The 18355-nt window shown below is 36.7% G+C and carries 20 protein-coding genes and 5 tRNA genes; all 25 read right to left on the reverse strand.

Going from position 1 to position 18355, the window contains the following annotated elements; translation table 11 throughout:
- Positions 1-276: 276 nt before the first annotated feature.
- Positions 277-645, reverse strand: a complete 369-nt coding sequence (rplL, locus tag AOY20_RS02765; RefSeq protein ID WP_054580453.1) for a 50S ribosomal protein L7/L12 — start codon at positions 643-645, stop codon at positions 277-279.
- A 48-nt stretch (positions 646-693) separates the two neighbouring features.
- On the reverse strand, positions 694-1200 hold the full coding sequence (gene rplJ, locus AOY20_RS02770) for a 50S ribosomal protein L10 (RefSeq protein WP_054580454.1): 507 nt from the start codon (positions 1198-1200) through the stop codon (positions 694-696).
- 299 nt (positions 1201-1499) lie between these two features.
- A complete protein-coding gene (gene rplA / locus AOY20_RS02775; RefSeq protein ID WP_054580455.1) occupies positions 1500-2195 on the reverse strand; it encodes a 50S ribosomal protein L1 in 696 nt (231 codons plus the stop codon).
- Positions 2196-2198: 3 nt separating this feature from the next.
- Positions 2199-2627 (reverse strand): 50S ribosomal protein L11, encoded by a 429-nt coding sequence (gene rplK / locus AOY20_RS02780; protein WP_004650656.1) that lies wholly within the window; start codon positions 2625-2627, stop codon positions 2199-2201.
- A 118-nt stretch (positions 2628-2745) separates the two neighbouring features.
- Positions 2746-3279, reverse strand: a complete 534-nt coding sequence (nusG, locus tag AOY20_RS02785; RefSeq protein WP_054580456.1) for a transcription termination/antitermination protein NusG — start codon at positions 3277-3279, stop codon at positions 2746-2748.
- A 7-nt stretch (positions 3280-3286) separates the two neighbouring features.
- Positions 3287-3727, reverse strand: coding sequence for a preprotein translocase subunit SecE (secE, locus tag AOY20_RS02790; RefSeq protein ID WP_054580457.1), 441 nt, complete (start codon positions 3725-3727; stop codon positions 3287-3289).
- 72 nt (positions 3728-3799) lie between these two features.
- A tRNA-Trp gene (locus tag AOY20_RS02795) sits at positions 3800-3875 on the reverse strand.
- 52 nt (positions 3876-3927) lie between these two features.
- Positions 3928-5118: an elongation factor Tu gene (gene tuf, locus AOY20_RS02800; RefSeq protein WP_054580458.1), complete on the reverse strand. Its 1191-nt coding sequence runs from the start codon at positions 5116-5118 to the stop codon at positions 3928-3930.
- 150 nt (positions 5119-5268) lie between these two features.
- Positions 5269-5343: transfer RNA gene (locus tag AOY20_RS02805), tRNA-Thr, on the reverse strand.
- Between the two features lie 17 nt (positions 5344-5360).
- Positions 5361-5436, reverse strand: a tRNA-Gly gene (locus AOY20_RS02810).
- A 35-nt stretch (positions 5437-5471) separates the two neighbouring features.
- Positions 5472-5555 (reverse strand) — tRNA-Tyr (locus AOY20_RS02815).
- Positions 5556-5611: 56 nt separating this feature from the next.
- A tRNA-Thr gene (locus AOY20_RS02820) sits at positions 5612-5687 on the reverse strand.
- Positions 5688-5786: 99 nt separating this feature from the next.
- Positions 5787-7280 (reverse strand): anthranilate synthase component I, encoded by a 1494-nt coding sequence (gene trpE, locus AOY20_RS02825; protein WP_054580459.1) that lies wholly within the window; start codon positions 7278-7280, stop codon positions 5787-5789.
- Between the two features lie 119 nt (positions 7281-7399).
- A complete protein-coding gene (locus tag AOY20_RS02830) occupies positions 7400-8071 on the reverse strand; it encodes a phosphoglycolate phosphatase (RefSeq protein ID WP_054580460.1) in 672 nt (223 codons plus the stop codon).
- 64 nt (positions 8072-8135) lie between these two features.
- On the reverse strand, positions 8136-8864 hold the full coding sequence (locus AOY20_RS02835) for an FHA domain-containing protein (protein WP_054580461.1): 729 nt from the start codon (positions 8862-8864) through the stop codon (positions 8136-8138).
- A 120-nt stretch (positions 8865-8984) separates the two neighbouring features.
- A complete protein-coding gene (gene gspD, locus AOY20_RS02840) occupies positions 8985-11141 on the reverse strand; it encodes a type II secretion system secretin GspD (RefSeq protein WP_081403346.1) in 2157 nt (718 codons plus the stop codon).
- A 36-nt stretch (positions 11142-11177) separates the two neighbouring features.
- On the reverse strand, positions 11178-11990 hold the full coding sequence (locus AOY20_RS02845; protein ID WP_054580462.1) for a type II secretion system protein N: 813 nt from the start codon (positions 11988-11990) through the stop codon (positions 11178-11180).
- Positions 11990-12730 carry a type II secretion system protein N gene (gene gspN / locus AOY20_RS02850; protein WP_054580463.1) on the reverse strand — a complete coding sequence of 247 codons (741 nt, stop codon included), beginning with the start codon at positions 12728-12730 and terminating at the stop codon, positions 11990-11992. The genes AOY20_RS02845 and gspN overlap by 1 nt, the downstream gene beginning before the upstream one ends.
- A 165-nt stretch (positions 12731-12895) precedes the next feature.
- Positions 12896-13222, reverse strand: coding sequence for an H-NS histone family protein (locus AOY20_RS02855; protein ID WP_054580464.1), 327 nt, complete (start codon positions 13220-13222; stop codon positions 12896-12898).
- 140 nt (positions 13223-13362) lie between these two features.
- Complete coding sequence (locus AOY20_RS02860) at positions 13363-13770, reverse strand: acyl-CoA thioesterase (RefSeq protein ID WP_054580465.1); 408 nt, start codon at positions 13768-13770, stop codon at positions 13363-13365.
- 10 nt (positions 13771-13780) lie between these two features.
- On the reverse strand, positions 13781-14974 hold the full coding sequence (locus AOY20_RS02865; protein ID WP_054580466.1) for a hypothetical protein: 1194 nt from the start codon (positions 14972-14974) through the stop codon (positions 13781-13783).
- Between the two features lie 3 nt (positions 14975-14977).
- Complete coding sequence (locus AOY20_RS02870) at positions 14978-15805, reverse strand: hypothetical protein (RefSeq protein ID WP_054580467.1); 828 nt, start codon at positions 15803-15805, stop codon at positions 14978-14980.
- Positions 15802-16581, reverse strand: coding sequence for a uroporphyrinogen-III synthase (locus AOY20_RS02875; protein WP_054580468.1), 780 nt, complete (start codon positions 16579-16581; stop codon positions 15802-15804). The genes AOY20_RS02870 and AOY20_RS02875 overlap by 4 nt, the downstream gene beginning before the upstream one ends.
- 1 nt (position 16582) lies before the next feature.
- Positions 16583-17500 (reverse strand): hydroxymethylbilane synthase, encoded by a 918-nt coding sequence (gene hemC / locus AOY20_RS02880; protein ID WP_054582523.1) that lies wholly within the window; start codon positions 17498-17500, stop codon positions 16583-16585.
- 113 nt (positions 17501-17613) lie between these two features.
- Complete coding sequence (locus AOY20_RS02885; protein WP_054580469.1) at positions 17614-18354, reverse strand: LytR/AlgR family response regulator transcription factor; 741 nt, start codon at positions 18352-18354, stop codon at positions 17614-17616.
- Position 18355: the final 1 nt, after the last annotated feature.

Consider the following 18355-nt stretch of genomic DNA (forward strand, 5'->3'; position numbering starts at 1 on the left):
CGCCTGCAGAACGGACTTAGAAGGAATTACGCAGGCCGATATGGCCACCACTTTTACAAATGCTGCAATTTTTAGTGGTATTAAAACGCTTAGCAATATTTTCGAATATGGAAAAATATTGGTAAGCGTTTGATTATTATCTTTATTTTAATTTGTTGGTTTTTAGATCACAACAAACAAAAATCGAGCCGATTATTGTAACGCAAAAAGGCTGATGACCCAAGAGCCATCAGCCATTTTTTGGAGTCGATTATAAAAAATCGACTCCCCTTAAGATTACTTAAGTGTAACTGTAGCACCAGCTTCTTCAAGTTTTTTCTTAAGTTCTTCGCCTTCTTCTTTAGAAACAGCTTCTTTAAGAACTGAAGGAGCGCTTTCAACAAGATCTTTAGCTTCTTTAAGACCAAGACCAGTAGCTTCACGAACTGCTTTAATTACAGCAACTTTGTTAGCACCGAAAGAAGTCAACTCAACGTTGAATTCTGATTGTTCTTCAGCAGCAGCAGCAGCGCCAGGAGCAGCGGCAACAGCTACAGCAGCAGCAGATACGTTGAATTTTTCTTCGAATGCAGAAATAAGTTCAACAAGTTCAAGAACAGTTTTTTCAGCAACTGCGTTTAAGATTTCTTCGTTAGTTAAAGCCATGAGAATAACTCCAAATGGGGATTGAATGATGTGTGTGTAAGTTTAAGCTTAAGCAGCTTCTGACTCGTTTTTCTCGTTGAGTGCTGTAAGTAAGCGACCCAATTTCGAAATAGGAGCTTGAAGAACGCTTGCAAGCATAGTAAGTGCTTTTTCTTGGTTTGGAAGGTTCGCGATAACGCTAACTTCAGCACCTTGATACACTTTACCGTCAAATGCAGCAGCTTTAAGTTCAAATGCTTTGTTAGTTTTAGCAAATTCTTCAAACAAACGAGCAGCAGCGCCCATGTCATCTTCAGAAGTTGAGAAAGCTAAGATTGTTGGGCCAACAAGGTTGTCATTCAAAATACTGAATTGAGTATCTTGAAGAGCACGTTTAGCCAAAGTGTTACGAACTACGCGAGTAGCAACACCTAGTTTACGAGCTTCAACACGTAGAGTAGTTAATTGCTCTACAGTTAAACCTTGATAGTCAGCAACAACAGCAGCATACGCAGTAGAAGCAACTTCAGTTACCTCAGCTACGATCTGTTTTTTGTCTTCGATAAGAAGAGCCATTGTAAAACCTCCTAACGGTGATTTATGTGCTTACGCGAAGCACACTCCCAATTCGTAAATCAACTTCTTGATTTACACGCGGAGGAGGAACAAAATCACACCACCGCGTCTACTCGGACTGGAATTTTAAGAGAACATATAAAACCGCCCTCGCCCGAGGTCTTTGACGCTGATAAATTTTCATTTATCAATTCAAAGTTTGCCTAAGTTTGCAAAATACGACATAGCGTCTCTTGCATAACTTTTAAAGCAGTGCTTTAAAAGTTACTCAGGGCTTTAAAATTCTGTCTAAGTTAAACTTAGTTAGAAACGTTTTGAACATCAACGATCAAACCAGGACCCATAGTAGAGCTTAGAGTGATCTTTTTAATGTAAACACCTTTAGAAGTAGCAGGTTTTGCTTTCTTAAGGTCAGCTACAAGAGCTTCAACGTTTTGACGAATAGCTTCAGCAGTAAAACCTACTTGACCAATCGCAGCGTGGATAATACCAGCTTTGTCTACACGGTAACGTGCTTGACCAGCTTTTGCATTTTTAACTGCAGTAGCAACGTCAGGAGTTACAGTACCCACTTTAGGGTTTGGCATTAAACCACGTGGACCAAGAATAGTACCTAATTTACCAACAACGCGCATTGCATCTGGAGCAGCAATTACTACGTCAAAGTCAAGGTTACCAGCTTGAATGCTTTCAGCAAGATCTTCGAAACCAACTACGTCAGCGCCTTCAGCTTTAGCAGCTTCAGCAGCAGCACCTTGAGCAAACACAGCTACACGTACAGTTTTACCAGTACCTGCAGGAAGTGTAGTTGCACCACGAACTACTTGGTCAGATTTACGAGGATCAACACCTAAGTTTACAGCTACATCCAAAGATTCTTTGAATTTAGCAGCAGGAAGGCTGTTAAGAACTTGTACTGCTTCTTCTAAAGTATAAACTTTTTGCGCTTCAACAGCAGCAGCAATGGCTTTTTGACGTTTAGTTAACTTTGCCATGTCTTATAGCTCCACTTCCAAGCCCATAGAACGTGCAGAACCAGCGATGGTACGAACACGTGCGTCTAAATCAGCACCAGTTAAATCTGGTTCTTTAGTAGTCGCGATCTCTTCTAATTGAGCACGAGTCAACTTACCAACTTTAGTTTTGTTAGGTACAGCTGAACCCTTAGAAATACCAGCAGCTTTCTTAAGAAGAACAGCAGCAGGTGGAGTTTTCATGATGAATGTGAACGACTTGTCGTTGTACACAGTGATCACTACTGGAATTGGAAGACCAGCTTCAACTTTTTGTGTAGCAGCATTGAATTCTTTACAGAATGCCATGATGTTAACACCACGTTGACCTAGTGCAGGACCAATTGGTGGAGATGGATTTGCTTTACCAGCTGGAACTTGCAGCTTGATATAGCCGTCAATCTTCTTAGCCATTTTAATTACCTCTGGGTACAAACGCCGATTAAGGCTCCCCAATATTTACAAGTAACGATACCGTTACAACAACAATGCCCGACTTAATAAAAAGTCAGGCTTTATCAACCAATCCCAATTAAATTGATTTTTCGACTTGACGAAATTCCAATTCAACCTGAGTTGGTCGGTTAAATACATTAATAGTCAACGTTAAACGAGACTTTTCGTACTGAACTTCTTCCACCACACCTTTAAAGTCTGTGAATGGACCGTCAATAACCAATAATTCTTCACCAGGTTCAAACATCGTCTTAGGACGAGGTGCTTCACCTTTATTGTGTACACGCGCAAGAATAGCATCTGCTTCTTTTTGCGTAATTGGTGCAGGTTTTTCAGCCGTGCCACCAATAAAACCTAAAACTTTTGGACATTCTTTAACGATATGCCAAGTTTCATCGTTCATTTCCATCTCGACTAACACATAGCCAGGAAAGAATTTACGCTCTGATTTACGCTTTTTTCCATCCTTCATTTCAACTACTTCTTCAGTAGGAACAAGGACTTCACCAAAACTATCAGCAACAGCGCTACGCTGGATTCGATCATTAAGTGAGCGCAACACTTGTTTTTCATAACCTGAATAGGCATGAATAATGTACCAACGTTTCATAGCTCTCTTATCCGATAATCAACTTAATTGCCCAGCCTAAAACAGAGTCAAAACACCATAAAACCAATGATGCAATCACTACAACAACAAGCACTTGCCATGATGTAGATACTGTTTCTTGCTTCGTTGGCCAAGTAACTCGACGTAGTTCAATACGTGAATCTTTTAGCAAACGTACAAAGCTTTTACCTTGATGGGTGGCGTATAATAAACCTAAAGCCACTACGATACAAGCCAAAATTACCCCTACCCGAACCCACAAATCATTTGCAGGTGCCCAATAAGCTGGTAAATACTGATTTGTAAACATTGCTCCCACTAATAAAGCGATCGCAATAATCCAATAGATGTAATCTAACGGAGAACCAGAGTTCACTACTTCAGCTGAATTATTTCTTTGAGGGATTGGCGCGTCGCTTTTTGCGTCACGCGATTTATCATTCGACATTTTTGTACTCGTCGTAGAACTCGCGACTTATTATATGATCAATTTAGCAAGCATCAAGCTTTTTTTTAAATTTGGCAGGCCAGGAGGGACTCGAACCCCCAACATTCGGTTTTGGAGACCGACGCTCTACCAATTGAACTACTAGCCTATAAAATAAATCGGAAACCTAAATTTCCGATTTAATATTTTTTACAGCGATATTATGCAATTACTTTAGCAACTACACCAGCACCAACTGTACGACCACCTTCACGGATCGCGAAGCGTAAACCAGCGTCCATTGCGATTGGGTGGATTAATTCTACTGACATTTCTACGTTGTCACCAGGCATAACCATTTCTACGCCATCTTTAAGAGAGATAGCACCAGTTACGTCAGTTGTACGGAAGTAGAACTGTGGACGGTAACCGTTAAGGAATGGAGTATGACGACCACCTTCTTCTTTAGAAAGTACATATACTTCTGCGTCGAATTTAGTATGCGGTTTGATTGCACCTGGTTTAGCAAGTACTTGACCACGTTGAACGTCTTCACGTTTAGTACCACGTAGAAGAACACCACAGTTCTCGCCCGCACGACCTTCGTCAAGAAGTTTACGGAACATTTCTACGCCAGTTACAGTTGTTTTAACTGTATCTTTAATACCAACGATTTCAACTTCTTCGCCTACTTTAACGATACCAGTCTCAACACGGCCAGTTACAACTGTACCACGACCTGAGATAGAGAATACGTCTTCGATTGGCATTAAGAATGCTTGGTCGATAGCACGCTCTGGCTCTGGAATGTAAGAATCAAGCGCTTCAACAAGAGCAACAACTGCGTCTTCGCCAAACTGACCAGCTTCACCGTTAAGTGCAGCAAGAGCAGAACCACGGATAACTGGAGTGTCATCACCTGGGAAGTCATAAGTAGAAAGAAGTTCACGAACTTCCATTTCTACTAATTCAAGTAATTCTTCGTCATCAACAAGGTCGCATTTGTTTAAGAATACAACGATGTATGGTACACCTACTTGGCGAGAAAGAAGGATGTGTTCACGAGTTTGTGGCATTGGACCATCAGTCGCAGCACATACAAGGATCGCACCGTCCATTTGAGCAGCACCAGTGATCATGTTTTTAACATAATCGGCGTGTCCTGGGCAGTCTACGTGAGCGTAGTGACGAGTTGGAGAATCGTATTCTACGTGTGAAGTATTAATTGTAATACCACGTGCTTTTTCTTCTGGTGCAGAGTCGATTGCAGCGTAGTCTTTAGCTTCACCACCGAATTTCTTCGCACAAACAGTTGCGATTGCAGCTGTTAAAGTAGTTTTACCATGGTCAACGTGACCAATTGTGCCCACGTTAACGTGTGGCTTATTACGTTCAAACTTAGCCTTAGCCATGTTTCATCTTCCTCGTTTACGTCGAACACAATCCTGAGTAAAACTCAGCCTCGACATATCGCCTAAAAAACTAGACACCCAATACTTAAAAAGCAGACTAATTAGCCTGCTTTCTGAAATCTATTGCAACAAAGTTGCTATACTGTAATCTGGAGCTCTTATCGAGATTTGAACTCGAGACCTCTCCCTTACCAAGGGAGTGCTCTACCACTGAGCTATAAGAGCAAATATCAACGCTTCAATGGAGCGGGAGACGAGGGTCGAACTCGCGACATGCAGCTTGGAAGGCTGCCGCTCTACCAACTGAGCTACTCCCGCACAACGCTGGTATTAACACTTATGAGTGTAGAAATTGGTGGTGAGAGAAGGATTCGAACCTTCGAAACTTTCGTGGCAGAGTTACAGTCTGCTCCCTTTGACCGCTCGGGAATCTCACCATTTCACACTTAACTTTCAGTGTTGTTCTTCACTTTACTACTCAAACTCTCTAAGATGGTGCCGGCACACGGATTCGAACTGTGGACCTACTGATTACAAGTCAGTTGCTCTACCAACTGAGCTATGCCGGCTCTTTCTTAGTGTTTCGTACGTTTCGTATCGGAACGGTGTGCAGTTTAGCAAAAAGAAAAATCTGTGCAAGTGTTTTTTTCAAAAAAAACGCGAAAAACTCATAAATTTAATCCATTTGATGATAATTCAACCGCTTTGATCACTGCGCGAGCTTTTATTTGCGTTTCTTGCCACTCAGATTCAGGATTTGAGTCAGCAACCAGTCCCGCTCCAGCCTGAACAAATACTTTATTTTGACGAATTACACAGGTTCGAATCGCAATACACATGTCCATTTCGCCATGCCAGCCTAAATAACCAACAGCTCCACCAAAAATTCCTCGTTTTACAGGTTCAACTTCGTCAATAATTTCCATTGCTCGTATTTTTGGTGCACCTGAAAGTGTTCCTGCTGGGAAAGTTGCTTTAAAAACATCCAAAGCATCAATATCATCTCTTACTTCCCCTTGCACATTCGAAACAATATGCATCACGTGAGAATATCGCTCGACTACCATTTGATCAGTCACTTGTACTTTTCCGATTTTTGCAACACGACCAACATCATTTCGCCCTAAATCTATAAGCATGAGATGTTCTGCAATTTCTTTCTCATCAGAAAGTAAATCTTTTTCTAAAGCCAAATCTTCTTCTTTGGTTTTACCACGTGGTCTTGTACCTGCAAGAGGACGGACAGTAGCTATACCATTTTCTAAACGCGATAAAATTTCTGGTGAAGAACCGACAATATGAAATGGCTCATCATTCTCTAAAGTCTGCCCTTGTACTAAGAACAAATATGGCGATGGATTTAAATGTCGCAATGCTCGATAAACTTGCAATGGCTCACCATCAAAATCTGACACCATACGATGACCAGGAACAACCTGCATAACATCGCCTGCACGAATATACTCTTTTACTGTTTCTATAGACTCTAAAAACTTGTCTTTACCTGTTAATGATTCAAAATGAGGTGCACTATGTTTTTTCGCCTTTAAACTCATTGGCGTTGCCAGTAGTTCTTCAAGCTCATCCAACTGTTGCTGCGCTTTCTCATATGCAAGCGTATCTTTTACATCTGCATGCACTATTAAGAACAAAGTGTCTTTTAAGTTATCAAAAACAATAACTGTTTTAGATAGCATCATCCAAATATCAGGTAAGCCCACAGGATCTGCTTCTGGAACATTTTTTAGTTTTGGTTCTATATAACGTACAGCATCGTAACCAAAGTAACCTACCAAGCCTCCTGTAAAGCTTGGTAAGGCTGGTAAGTCTTGTTGAGTTGGAACTTTATATTGTGATTGAAAGTTTCGAATAAACTGAAAAGGATCGCTACACTGTTGCTTTTCTATTGTGTTATCTGCGTGCTGAATTGTTAAGGTACCCTCATTACAAGAAAAAACTGTTGATTCACCTAAACCAATAATGGAATAACGTGCCCAGTTTTCCCCTCCCTCTACAGACTCAAATAAATATGCCTGTTTATGCTCCTTAATTCGAGCAAATACAGAAAGTGGTGTTTCAGTATCTGCTAAACGTGTACGGTAAACAGGGATTAAGTTATAGCCTGCATCTTTTAAACAGGTAAATTGAGTTTGTGTTGTCATGGTCATCTTCTCTAAATTTTTTCAATATCAATGCTCTATATTTCAATACTTATTTAACTGAGCATCGCCATCGAAAAACCACACACATTCTCATCACAATATTCCTTTATTAAGCACTTTTATTTCAACAATTCTACCAAATTATCAACCACTTGCTGAGGCTGGCAATTTAAAATATTTTCACCATGATTATAACCATAGCTTACAACAACACAATCAATATCCGCTCGTCGTGCTGCCTCAACATCATTAACCGAATCGCCAATCATTAATATTTGTTCTTTTTTTACTTGATAATGGTCAACACAATAAAGTAATTGACTCGGATGAGGCTTACGCTCTGTAAAGCGATCACCACCAATGACATCATCAAAATATTGTGTCATATCCAAAACATCAAGAATCTCTCTTGCAGGCTGTTCTGGCTTATTTGTCACACATACCAAAGTTTTGCCCTGTGCTTTACCCCATTGTAAAAACTCTATAATTCCTGCAAATGGTTTTGTATCTACACATGGCTCAGCATTATAAATATTTAAAAAAGTATCTAACAATCTCTGATGTTCAGCAGGATCTACATTACCCGCTGTTAAATATTCTAAAACACTGTGGCAAAAAATAGAGGTTCCCTTTCCCACCCAATTACGCACTTGTTCTTCTGTAACAAAAGGGAAATTAAGCACATTCAGACTCATATTCATTGCACGATACAAATCTGATGCTGAATCCACCAATGTACCATCTAAATCAAACAGAACAACCTGACGCGTATCTAACTGAGCAATTGACATGTATATTCCACCGCATAAACAAAAAGGCATGCTATTGCATGCCTCATTGCAAGTTAAAGATATTTTACTTGAATAAAAGCCAAGCAATAATTGCCACAATAATCAGAACAATAACAGTAATCAAGCCAACTGAGGCATTTTTTTGTGCTTCTTTTTCTTGATCTACCCTAGAAATTGGTTGCTCAACTGGAATTGAAACTGGCTCAGGTTTTACTGCTGTAATATCCACACCTTCAGGAATTGGAGCTGGCTTAGGTATTGAAATACCTTGCGGCATTCCCTCTTTTGTTAACTTCACAGTTGCATCTCGTTCAGTTAGCTCAGGCATACCCTGATCATTCATTTTCTCAGCAATTGTTTTTGGCTCTTCTTGTTCTTTAGATTCTACAACTTCTTCCTGAACCTTCAATTCAACCACTGGTGCCCCAGGCTCCTCTGTTGCAACAGTACCTGGTTGTAACTCTATACTCGATCCAAATGCAGAAACTGGCGTTATAGGCACAATATTTTGAGTAACTAAAAATTTTAGACTTGCAAACCCAATTGAATCACCACTCTTTAAGGGAGTTTCAACATTAATCTGAACATCATTAACAAAAGTTCCATTAGATGACCCTAAATCTTGTATCCATAAAGCATCTTCTTTTAACAAAAATGCTGCATGTTTACGTGATATTTCAGCCGACTGCAAAACTAAGTCTGCTGATTGATGTCGACCAATCAACATATCACGTTCAATTAAGATTTCTTGTCCAGCCAATTCATCTGCAATGGCTTGTAATTTCCAAGTCATAAGAAGCTCTCTAATGTGATTTATAAACATCATACCATGACATGGAAATTTTCATGTCTACGCATTTTCAATCAATTTTTTATCGTACTTTATAAAAATGTCTTTTACTCTATTCGCTTCTCAATCACTCATTTTGTCAGCATTAGTATTTTGAATTGGTGTTACCCCTCCAGATGGAAGTGTCTGAAATGATTTAACAGGCACTGGTTTTGAGGATGAAACAGGTAATCTTTGTTGATATATATCATCAACTTTTTCAGGTAATTTAGCAAAGCTACCATCTTTATCCATGGCCAATTGCAAACTATATAATTGGTTATATCTTTGCTGAGAAAGTTCCTGAGTACTTTGATCATGCCCCACAATAGTAGGATGAATAAATACTAATAAATTTCTCTTTTCACTTTTTTTCGCATCAGAACGAAATAGTCTACCCAATACAGGAATAGACCCTAAACCCGGTACTGATTGATTTCCATAACTTGCATTATCAGTAATTAAGCCACCTAATACGATGGTTTGCCCATGCTCAGCTAAAATCGATGTTTTAATAGCACGTTTACTTGTAACCAGATCTTGAGCTTGCCCACGATTTTCTTCAACAGCAGAAACCTCTTGTTCCACTTCTAAGCGAACACTACCACCTTCTCCAATATGAGGAGTAACCTTTAAAGTTACACCAACATCTTTACGTTGAATAGAAGTATATGGATTTGCTGTTCCGCCTTGCGTAGAAACCGACCCTGTGACAAATGGTACGTTTTGCCCAACTACAATATAAGCTTCTTCATTATCCATAGTAACAATAGATGGGGTTGATAATAGATTGGATCTTGTATTGTTCTTAATTGCTTGTATTAACGCACCATATGCTTCTCTTACATTGCCATCAGCATCCGTTCTAACTTTACCTAATCCAAAACTTCCACCACCACTTGCAATACCTGAAGCAAGTCCCGCCGCACCATTCGTTAAATAACCAGCTGTCAGCGATGCTAAACTCGAACCGATATTATTAAAATTAACAACACCAATACCATTATTAATATTACCCAATGCCCATTGCACACCAAGCTGGTCAGTGTCATTGCCGGAAATTTCAATAATCGCTGCTTCTATAAGGACCTGTTGTCTACGAATATCCAATTGCTGAATAGCAGATTCAATCTCTCGCATTAACTGAGGTTCTGCTTTTACGACCAACGAGTTTTGCGAACTATCTGCAATAATACTGACACCATTCGCATTAAAACTACTAATATTTTTTTGATCTTGATTATTTGAATTCGAATTCAAATTAATTGTTGGCGTTGTAATACCTGATGAATTTTGATTATCACCAGAGATAATTGAGCTTATAGGATTTTGGTTATGATTATTTTGATGTGAATCAGTAGAATTAACAGCCTTCCCTGTCACTAAACCTTGTAAAATTTCCGATAAATTTTTAGCACTAGCATACTTTAAACGAAACACTTTTAAACCATTTAAACGATCTGCTGGTGGCACATCCAACATTTCAATAGTTTGACGAATTCGTTTGCGTGTTGAAACATCACCTTTTAATAAAATTCTATTCGTACGACTATCTGCAAGTATACGAATACGAGAACCTGCTAAATCCTTTGATGCCCCTGTTGAGCTCATGGTCTCAAGTAGTTTAATAATTTCTTCAGCTTGGCTAGAATGGAGAGAGATAGCTTCAATATCATTTTTTCCCGTACCATCTAAGTTCCGAATAATACTCTCTAATTGAGCAATATTATTTGCTCGATCTGACACAATAACTGCATTGGTTCCAGCAACCGCAGATAAATGTGCATATTGTGGCATTAATGGTCTTAACGCAGGAATAAGGTCATTTGCATTTGTATTATCAAGCCAAATTACACGTGTTACAATTTGGTCACCACGTGCATGTTGCTTAGAATCGTAAGGAATACCTGAACTTTTAACATTACTATCAGGCATAATTTTAATGGTATTCCCAGAAGGAACCGCAACCACGCCATTCACATTCAACACACCTAGAAATAAGTCATAAACTTCGGCTTTATTTAAAGGCTTATTTGAAATAACAGTTACATTCCCTCGCACACGTGGATCAACTGCAAAATTCTTCCCTGTAATATCGGCAACTTCATTAATAAATGCAGTTAAATCTGCATCTCTTAAATTAATTTTCCAAGTCTGTGCATATGTCGCTGAACTAACAATTGAAACTAGAGGAGCTAATGCAAATGCAGCCAAATGCATTCTATTAATTATAAAAGCCATACGTTTTTATTATTCCTACTCTTAAAGTGACTTCAATCACTTAAGATCTTGTTGTATGGTAATGATTTGATCACCACGCTTCACTTCTAATTTAACTTGTCCTGAACTTTTAGCAAGTTCAAGCAACTCCATTTCTGTTTTACTACCATCTAAAGACTGTCCATTCAAAGAAAGCACAATATCACCTGTTTGTAATCTTAATTTACTTTTTAAAGCACTCGAAACATTCTGTGTAATTTCATAACCATTTTCATTTGAGGTACCTGCCCCCATTTCTTTCAAATATCCATCTTTAGTCTCTTGTAAATTTTTCCCTGCTTGATGAATTCTTTGCTCTGCTTGATTTTCGTGACTTTGTGATGAGCCATCAGGAATCAGAGGTTGATACAACCCATTTTCAATTCCCATAAATTTTAGTTCTCTTCGACCACCAGCATTATTTATTAGAATGACTCGATCCCAATAAACTTCTGCCAATTGGTAAGATGTACCATCAATAACATCTCCAACTCGGTAATTTTCAGAAATTTCATTTAACTTAATCACTGCAGAAGAAAGTTGATTATTACTACCAACCACTACACCTTGCAAAGTCATATTCAAGTTCTGATCTGCGCTATTATTCACCTCTGAAAATAAAGCAAAAGAAGTAATATTTGGTACAGGAACTTGCTTAGATCCCAAAACAACAGGTGTAAGTTGTATTGCTTGTGGTGGTGCAAGAATCAACCAAAACAAACTTGCCAGCTTCCAGCAAAGGTAAACAATACATAAAACTAAAATAAACGGTGTAATTCTATTAAATTTATCAAATTGAATTTGTTCGATTTTGTTACGTAAAGCGCTCATCAAAAACCTCCTGTAATAAGAGGTTGTCGAATACTAATCACATACGTATCCATGGATGCCTTTCCATCATAACTCTGAACATTCATGAGAAGTCGTTGCGTCAACTGGGTATCTAGCATAAAAGCAGCATCTAATGCTAAATAAGCCAACTTTTGGTCACGCTGATCTCGAACATCAAGAATTAATTTTCCATTATCACTAACAAAACTCCCCTTTAATGAAGGTACATTCATTTTTTCTTGTCGTTCTAAATAATGGTAAATAAGCTCCCCACCACCCCACTGAAAATCACCATTGGCGCTTTCAAAACCAGAAGATTTATTATATTTCAGATTTAGATGATTAACTTGAATTCGAGTATTCGGCCACTGCCATGCCTGTAAAGTACTTAAAGTTTCAGGAGCAATACTGCCTTTCACGGATTGAGCTGTTATATTTCCAAATTGGTATCCAACAATACCATTTAACTGTGTAGTGCCCGTTCTAATTTCAGTATTCGCTGCTACTTTCAACAGCAATAGATCTAAAGGACGATAATCCCAAGTAATTGTTCCTCTTAATTGCCCATTTTGCCAATCTGCTTGACCACTCCAAAAATTTCCGAAAACATTATGTAAGCTATTATTATTTTTATAAAATTTAGCGACCAGCCATGAAGCAGGAATTTGTAAAACTACAAAAATTAAAAAAGTAATTACAACAAAAATCAACCATGACATATATTTTGCTTTTTTTATCATCTTTACCCACAACTCGTCCTATTTAATTTTTATTACATCATTATTAAGCCTTACCTCAATTATTATGCATTTTTTTTATCTCCTATAAAGCCCAAGTAACAAAAAACCAAGTTAAATAACTTGGTTTTTTAATTAAAGACAATTTAAGTTTCAATATAATGAAATTTAAATTAAGAAGTCTTCCAATTTAGCACCTTTTTCTAACTCAGCAACCAACCAACGAGGTTGTTTACCACGTCCAGTCCAAGTGTCGGCTTCATTTGCTTTACTGCGGTATCTTGGCTCTACAGCTTTACGAGAACCTTTTTTACGCTTAGAAAGACCAAATTCCATAATTTGATCAACACTTAAACCAACATTTTCAGCAATTTGTGTAATTTGGTTATATGCATCTTCAATTGCTTGATCTTTTTTAGAGGCAATTAAAGCCTCTGCTTCAAGCTGTAAACGTTTTAACTCTTCAACAGATAAATTACTAATATCTGGCATCACTTCAACTCCAAAATAAAATTTATATAATTTATGTAATATAATATACCAGCTAACTTTCTAATTATATTCTATTTTAATAAAAAATATATTTCAAAATACGTTCTGGTTATTACAGAATAAGTTTATAAAATACTATCATATTATCTTTTTAGCAAAAATAATTTTTCTTTTAATTCATTTGGTATTGGGGTTTTTGCCATATTATCTTGGCTAACACATACAATAACTGCCTCAGATTCAGCAACAACTTTTTGCTGAGATTCGCTCCAAATGGTATAACCCATACTAAATCCACTACTTCTAATTTCATTTATACTCACTTTAATCTGCAAAGTATCAGGATAAACAACTGGGCTTAAATATTTACATTGACTAGATGCAACAACAATATGAATTGGATAATTCAAAATACCAATTTGATTTAAATAATCAATACGCGCACTTTCAACATAGCGATAATAAATAACATTATTTACATGTCCAAATGCATCCATATCCCCCCAAGCAACATCCTGCTTATATAAATATAAATTCTGTATATTATTCATAATAAAAAACCTAAATTTTTATTTCTAAGTAGTTTGAATTACTTTCAAATATTGTATTTAACAACTGAACTAAATCTTCTTGATGCTTAAGTTTAGATTTAACTCGTAAATAATTCATTAATACATCATCTGGATATAAACTTAATAACTCTTCAGCTTCATTTTCACGATCTGTTGCCATATATAAGTACCATTTAACAAAGCTAAATATTGGCATAAATGGATAACGATCTTCCCACTGATTTATTTTCTGTTCTACATACACATAATCTGGATTTTGTCTAAGCATTTGAAGCTGAAACCATAAATAAAATACATCAGAACTGAATTTTTCATTAAGCAATTGTAATGCTAAGTTCTCATATTCTTCACTCATGTCAGAGAGTCGAGCAAGAACTTTTAACCAAAGTACTCTCACTTCATACGAGCGACTTTGTAAATCTTCTTTTAACCGAGCATAACGTTGCCTAAGTGCATCCAAATCATTGAATGTCGCTTGATCAAATTGTGACAATATTTGTTTCAACCATTGTTGCTTTTTATCTTCACACAAATCACCAAAAGACTTTGTATGTAAGTATAGCCATGGAGACTGTGTAGCAAACTCTCCCCATAAATACGTTAATCTGTTTTTATAAGTTAATTCAATTTCTTTTAACCATGGAGATAACTCATGCTGACTCAAAAAGTCTAAATGCGTTAAAGCTTTTTCATATTCATTTTGAGCTAAATATATTTGAATACGTTGTATTTCAGCCAACTCAAAAGCCATAATATTTGAGTCATTTAATGCAGTCAAGGCTTCAGAATATCCACCTTGCATAATATAAATCTGTGAATTTACCACACTATTTAACAAGCTTGATTGTGCAAAAACTTGCTGAATAAACTCCTTACGATCCTCTGCTGCATCTAATAACCAAATTACAGCTAACTGTTCATAAGGATGTAAATTATTAAACTCTATAATCGTTTCAGATTTACGCTTTTCTCTGTTTAAATATCGTTTAAATACAATACCAATCAGTTGTAAACATAAACTCAGAACTGCTAAAAAAATAAATAACACCCAAATATTGGTTTGTATCTGAATTTCACGCCAATATATGTAAACATAACCCACGCCATATCCGTAACTTAATATACTTATAAAAGCAATAAGTATTAATATTACAAAAACATAAGCACCTAGAATCATTTTCATAATTTAGCCTACTAATGTTCGAGTGGTTAATTTAGGTATTGAAATTTTATTTACCTTTTTTAGATTTTCTAATTGTTTTATTATTTTCTGTGTTTTTTGATCAGGTAATTGTTGCAATAAAATAATAATTTCATTTAATTCAATTTGGTATTGATTATATTGATCATTTAATAATATTTGCCTTGCCATAATTAAACGCAACTGCGCTTCTTTCATTATTAATGGTCTTTGTGTCAATTGCTTCGCTGGCTTATTTACTGATTCAATACTTAACCATTTTCTCCAAAAATGATCTTCCTGTGTTTGTGCAGGAGTTAAAGTACGATTTGTTGATTCTAACGTTAACTCTAAATCAACTTGTTGCAATACCTTTTGAATCATTTGATTTTGTTCATCTTGGGTTGCCACATATTGTTTTAAGATATTAATATCTTTATCAATTGCTTTTTCTAAACTATCTTTTAATTCAATTGATATTGGATAGGCATTTAACTGCTGACCTAGAGTAATGATTTTATCCAATGCATAATAAGGTTTGTTTTGCTTTAAAGCGAATTCAATTAAAGTAAGTTGTTGCTTAATTAAATCACGCGTTAAAGCATCATTATTGGCTTTTTCTTCTTGAATTTGGATTGTTTTGACTTCTTTTACATCATAATCTGGTCGCTGTAATGCAACCATCTGATCATTTAAATTCGAATTTGAATTTTCTAATTGATGTAAATCTTGCATCACATTCTGCTGCTGAGTTGACATTTTAGATACGTCAAAGCTTAGTTTTATCATCCAAGCTAAACTTAATACAAGTAATAAAATATAAACCTTTTTCATAGTCTTCCTTGTATCTCGTCAATATGCAGAAGTATTGATTCTATTTTCAAATTCATTAATTTCACGATCGAATAATCTAAATTTTGCTGTTTTTTATAAAAGTTTAAAATATTGAATAATCGATCCCCTAACACCCAATACTGACCTTGATCAATCAAATCAGAATGAGTTTTAAGTACGTCAAGCCAGTTCAACCAACTTGCTTCACTTGTAATCAATGCAATATAACTCTTTTTATCTTGTATCATTGCAATAAGTTGTTGCGATTGCACTTGAGACTCTTCAGGAAGTTGGCGCTCATATAAAATGAAATTTAAAACATCCATCCCATTTTGACGAAGAGACTCCATCATAAATTGACGCCCCCCTTCTCCTCTCCAAAATGCAACTTTAGCACCTTTATTCAAAGTATCTAAAATAGGCAGTTGTAGCATTCCCTCTGAAGTTTCAACGGATGGGATAAAACTTTCTATCTGATATTTCTTTAGCTCTTCAGCTGTTTTTTCGCCAACTGCAATCCACTGTATTTGAGATAAATCGCTTAATTCAATTTTGCACTTATGCAAAAATTTCATTCCAACCTCTACGGCGGTTGGGCTCACAACGACAATAACAGAAGCATCAAGCAATTGATGGTATAGATACTGAAGTTCAGATGAAAAGGGATGCTCCTTTAGCTCTAAAAGAGGAAAATTAATCACATCAATATTAAAATTCAAAAGAGCTGAAGACAATGCTTCAGCTCGTTCTAATGGTCGTGTATTAATAAATAGCATATTAATGCAATGCTTTTAATAGCTCTCCCGCACCTTGTGCAAGCAACTCTTGAGCTAATTGTTCACCAAGTTTTACAGCATCTTCGGGGTGTGCCTCCAGCTCTGCTTTTAAAAGCACTTTACCATCAACACTCCCTACACGCCCTTCCATCAAAATTTTTCCATGATTTAATGTTGCATAACCTGCAATCGGAACCTGACAACCACCTTCTAAATACGCATTAAATGCTCGCTCTGCCCGTACACATACATCTGTTTCCTGATGCAATAATGGCAAAATCAAATTTAGTATATCTTGATCACCTTCCCGACATTCTAAGCCTAATGCACCTTGTCCAACTGCTGGTAAACTTACATCTGGTTGAATTGTATGACGAATTCGCTCATGAAGACCTAAACGTTTCAATCCAGCACTTGCTAAAATAATCGCATCATATTGTCCATTATCTAACTTAGATAATCGTGTACCTACATTTCCACGTAAATCAACAATTTCTAAATCTGGACGTGCTGTTAAAATCTGGCATTTACGGCGTAAACTTGAAGTACCAACTTTTGCACCTAATGGTAAATCATTAAAACTTGCATACGTATTAGAAACAAAAGCATCTAAAGGATCTTCACGTTCACAAATAACTGCCAAAGTTAAACCTTCTGGCAATTGCATAGGTACATCTTTCATTGAATGCACGGCTAAATCTGCACGCCCATCCAATAATGCAGCCTCAAGCTCTTTTACAAACAACCCTTTTCCACCAATTTTAGCCAATGGTGTATCTAAAATTTTATCGCCCTGAGTCACAAATGTAACCAACTCAACGTTCAAATCTTGGTGCATTTCTTCCAAACGTGCACGGATATGTTCTGCCTGCCATAAAGCAAGAGGGCTTTGTCGAGTTGCAATTTTCAGGGTTTTCATCATGCTATTAAAATTCTAAATTGAATCATTAAATGTAAACTTAACTTGAATTGTAAAAAATGCAAGCGAATTAACATAAAATAGCCTTTCACTCATATTATTTTTTACAATATTTATAAGTTTTGAATACGCTCTCTTAACGCAGGCAAATGCCTTCTACTTACGATTAAACGATCTGCTAATTCTCTACATCGGACCTGATACTGTCCTGAGCTAACCAACTCTAATCCATCCAAATAAGCAGCTGCAACTAAAGCATTTCGATGAACTCGAATAAATTGATCACCAAATTCTTGTTCAAGATCTTTTAATGTTTCATCAATTAAAACACTTCCTTCACGATGTCTTACTAAAACATATTTTTGATCAGCCAAGAAATAATAGATATTTTCTAGTGCAACAAGCTCTACACCACGATGAGTTTTAGCAACAATTTTATTCCGCCTAATATTTAATTCGCTCATATCTTCTTGTTGTTTTATATTGCTCATTTGAGCACTTGTTAACTTTGATAAATGACTTAAAACCTGTTGTAATTCTTGTTGAATAATAGGTTTCAATAAATATCCATCAGCCTGAGTTTTAAAAGCCTCCAAAGCATGTTCATCATACGCTGTACAAAAAACAATAGCTGGCATTGGACTCAATTTTCTTAAAAGTTGAGCACACATTAGACCACTCATATCAGGCATTTCAATATCAAGTAAAACAACATCTGGTAAATGTAGTTCTGCCATTTCTAACGCTTGCTCACCATGAGATGCTGTTGCAACTACACAATGCCCAAGTTGAGTGACCAATCTAGATAAACGTTCAATTGCTAATGGCTCATCATCACATATTAAAATATTCATT

It is taken from the genome of Acinetobacter equi, from assembly GCF_001307195.1.
Taxonomy (GTDB): domain Bacteria; phylum Pseudomonadota; class Gammaproteobacteria; order Pseudomonadales; family Moraxellaceae; genus Acinetobacter; species Acinetobacter equi.

Coding starts and splice junctions, on each gene's coding strand:
- rplL (WP_054580453.1), bottom strand. CDS start 645: ATGGCTTTAACTAACGAAGAAATCTTAAACGCAGTTGCTGAAAAAACT.
- rplJ (WP_054580454.1), bottom strand. CDS start 1,200: ATGGCTCTTCTTATCGAAGACAAAAAACAGATCGTAGCTGAGGTAACT.
- rplA (WP_054580455.1), bottom strand. CDS start 2,195: ATGGCAAAGTTAACTAAACGTCAAAAAGCCATTGCTGCTGCTGTTGAA.
- rplK (WP_004650656.1), bottom strand. CDS start 2,627: ATGGCTAAGAAGATTGACGGCTATATCAAGCTGCAAGTTCCAGCTGGT.
- nusG (WP_054580456.1), bottom strand. CDS start 3,279: ATGAAACGTTGGTACATTATTCATGCCTATTCAGGTTATGAAAAACAA.
- secE (WP_054580457.1), bottom strand. CDS start 3,727: ATGTCGAATGATAAATCGCGTGACGCAAAAAGCGACGCGCCAATCCCT.
- tuf (WP_054580458.1), bottom strand. CDS start 5,118: ATGGCTAAGGCTAAGTTTGAACGTAATAAGCCACACGTTAACGTGGGC.
- trpE (WP_054580459.1), bottom strand. CDS start 7,280: ATGACAACACAAACTCAATTTACCTGTTTAAAAGATGCAGGCTATAAC.
- AOY20_RS02830 (WP_054580460.1), bottom strand. CDS start 8,071: ATGTCAATTGCTCAGTTAGATACGCGTCAGGTTGTTCTGTTTGATTTA.
- AOY20_RS02835 (WP_054580461.1), bottom strand. CDS start 8,864: ATGACTTGGAAATTACAAGCCATTGCAGATGAATTGGCTGGACAAGAA.
- gspD (WP_081403346.1), bottom strand. CDS start 11,141: ATGGCTTTTATAATTAATAGAATGCATTTGGCTGCATTTGCATTAGCT.
- AOY20_RS02845 (WP_054580462.1), bottom strand. CDS start 11,990: ATGAGCGCTTTACGTAACAAAATCGAACAAATTCAATTTGATAAATTT.
- gspN (WP_054580463.1), bottom strand. CDS start 12,730: ATGATAAAAAAAGCAAAATATATGTCATGGTTGATTTTTGTTGTAATT.
- AOY20_RS02860 (WP_054580465.1), bottom strand. CDS start 13,770: ATGAATAATATACAGAATTTATATTTATATAAGCAGGATGTTGCTTGG.
- AOY20_RS02865 (WP_054580466.1), bottom strand. CDS start 14,974: ATGAAAATGATTCTAGGTGCTTATGTTTTTGTAATATTAATACTTATT.
- AOY20_RS02870 (WP_054580467.1), bottom strand. CDS start 15,805: ATGAAAAAGGTTTATATTTTATTACTTGTATTAAGTTTAGCTTGGATG.
- AOY20_RS02875 (WP_054580468.1), bottom strand. CDS start 16,581: ATGCTATTTATTAATACACGACCATTAGAACGAGCTGAAGCATTGTCT.
- hemC (WP_054582523.1), bottom strand. CDS start 17,500: ATGAAAACCCTGAAAATTGCAACTCGACAAAGCCCTCTTGCTTTATGG.
- AOY20_RS02885 (WP_054580469.1), bottom strand. CDS start 18,354: ATGAATATTTTAATATGTGATGATGAGCCATTAGCAATTGAACGTTTA.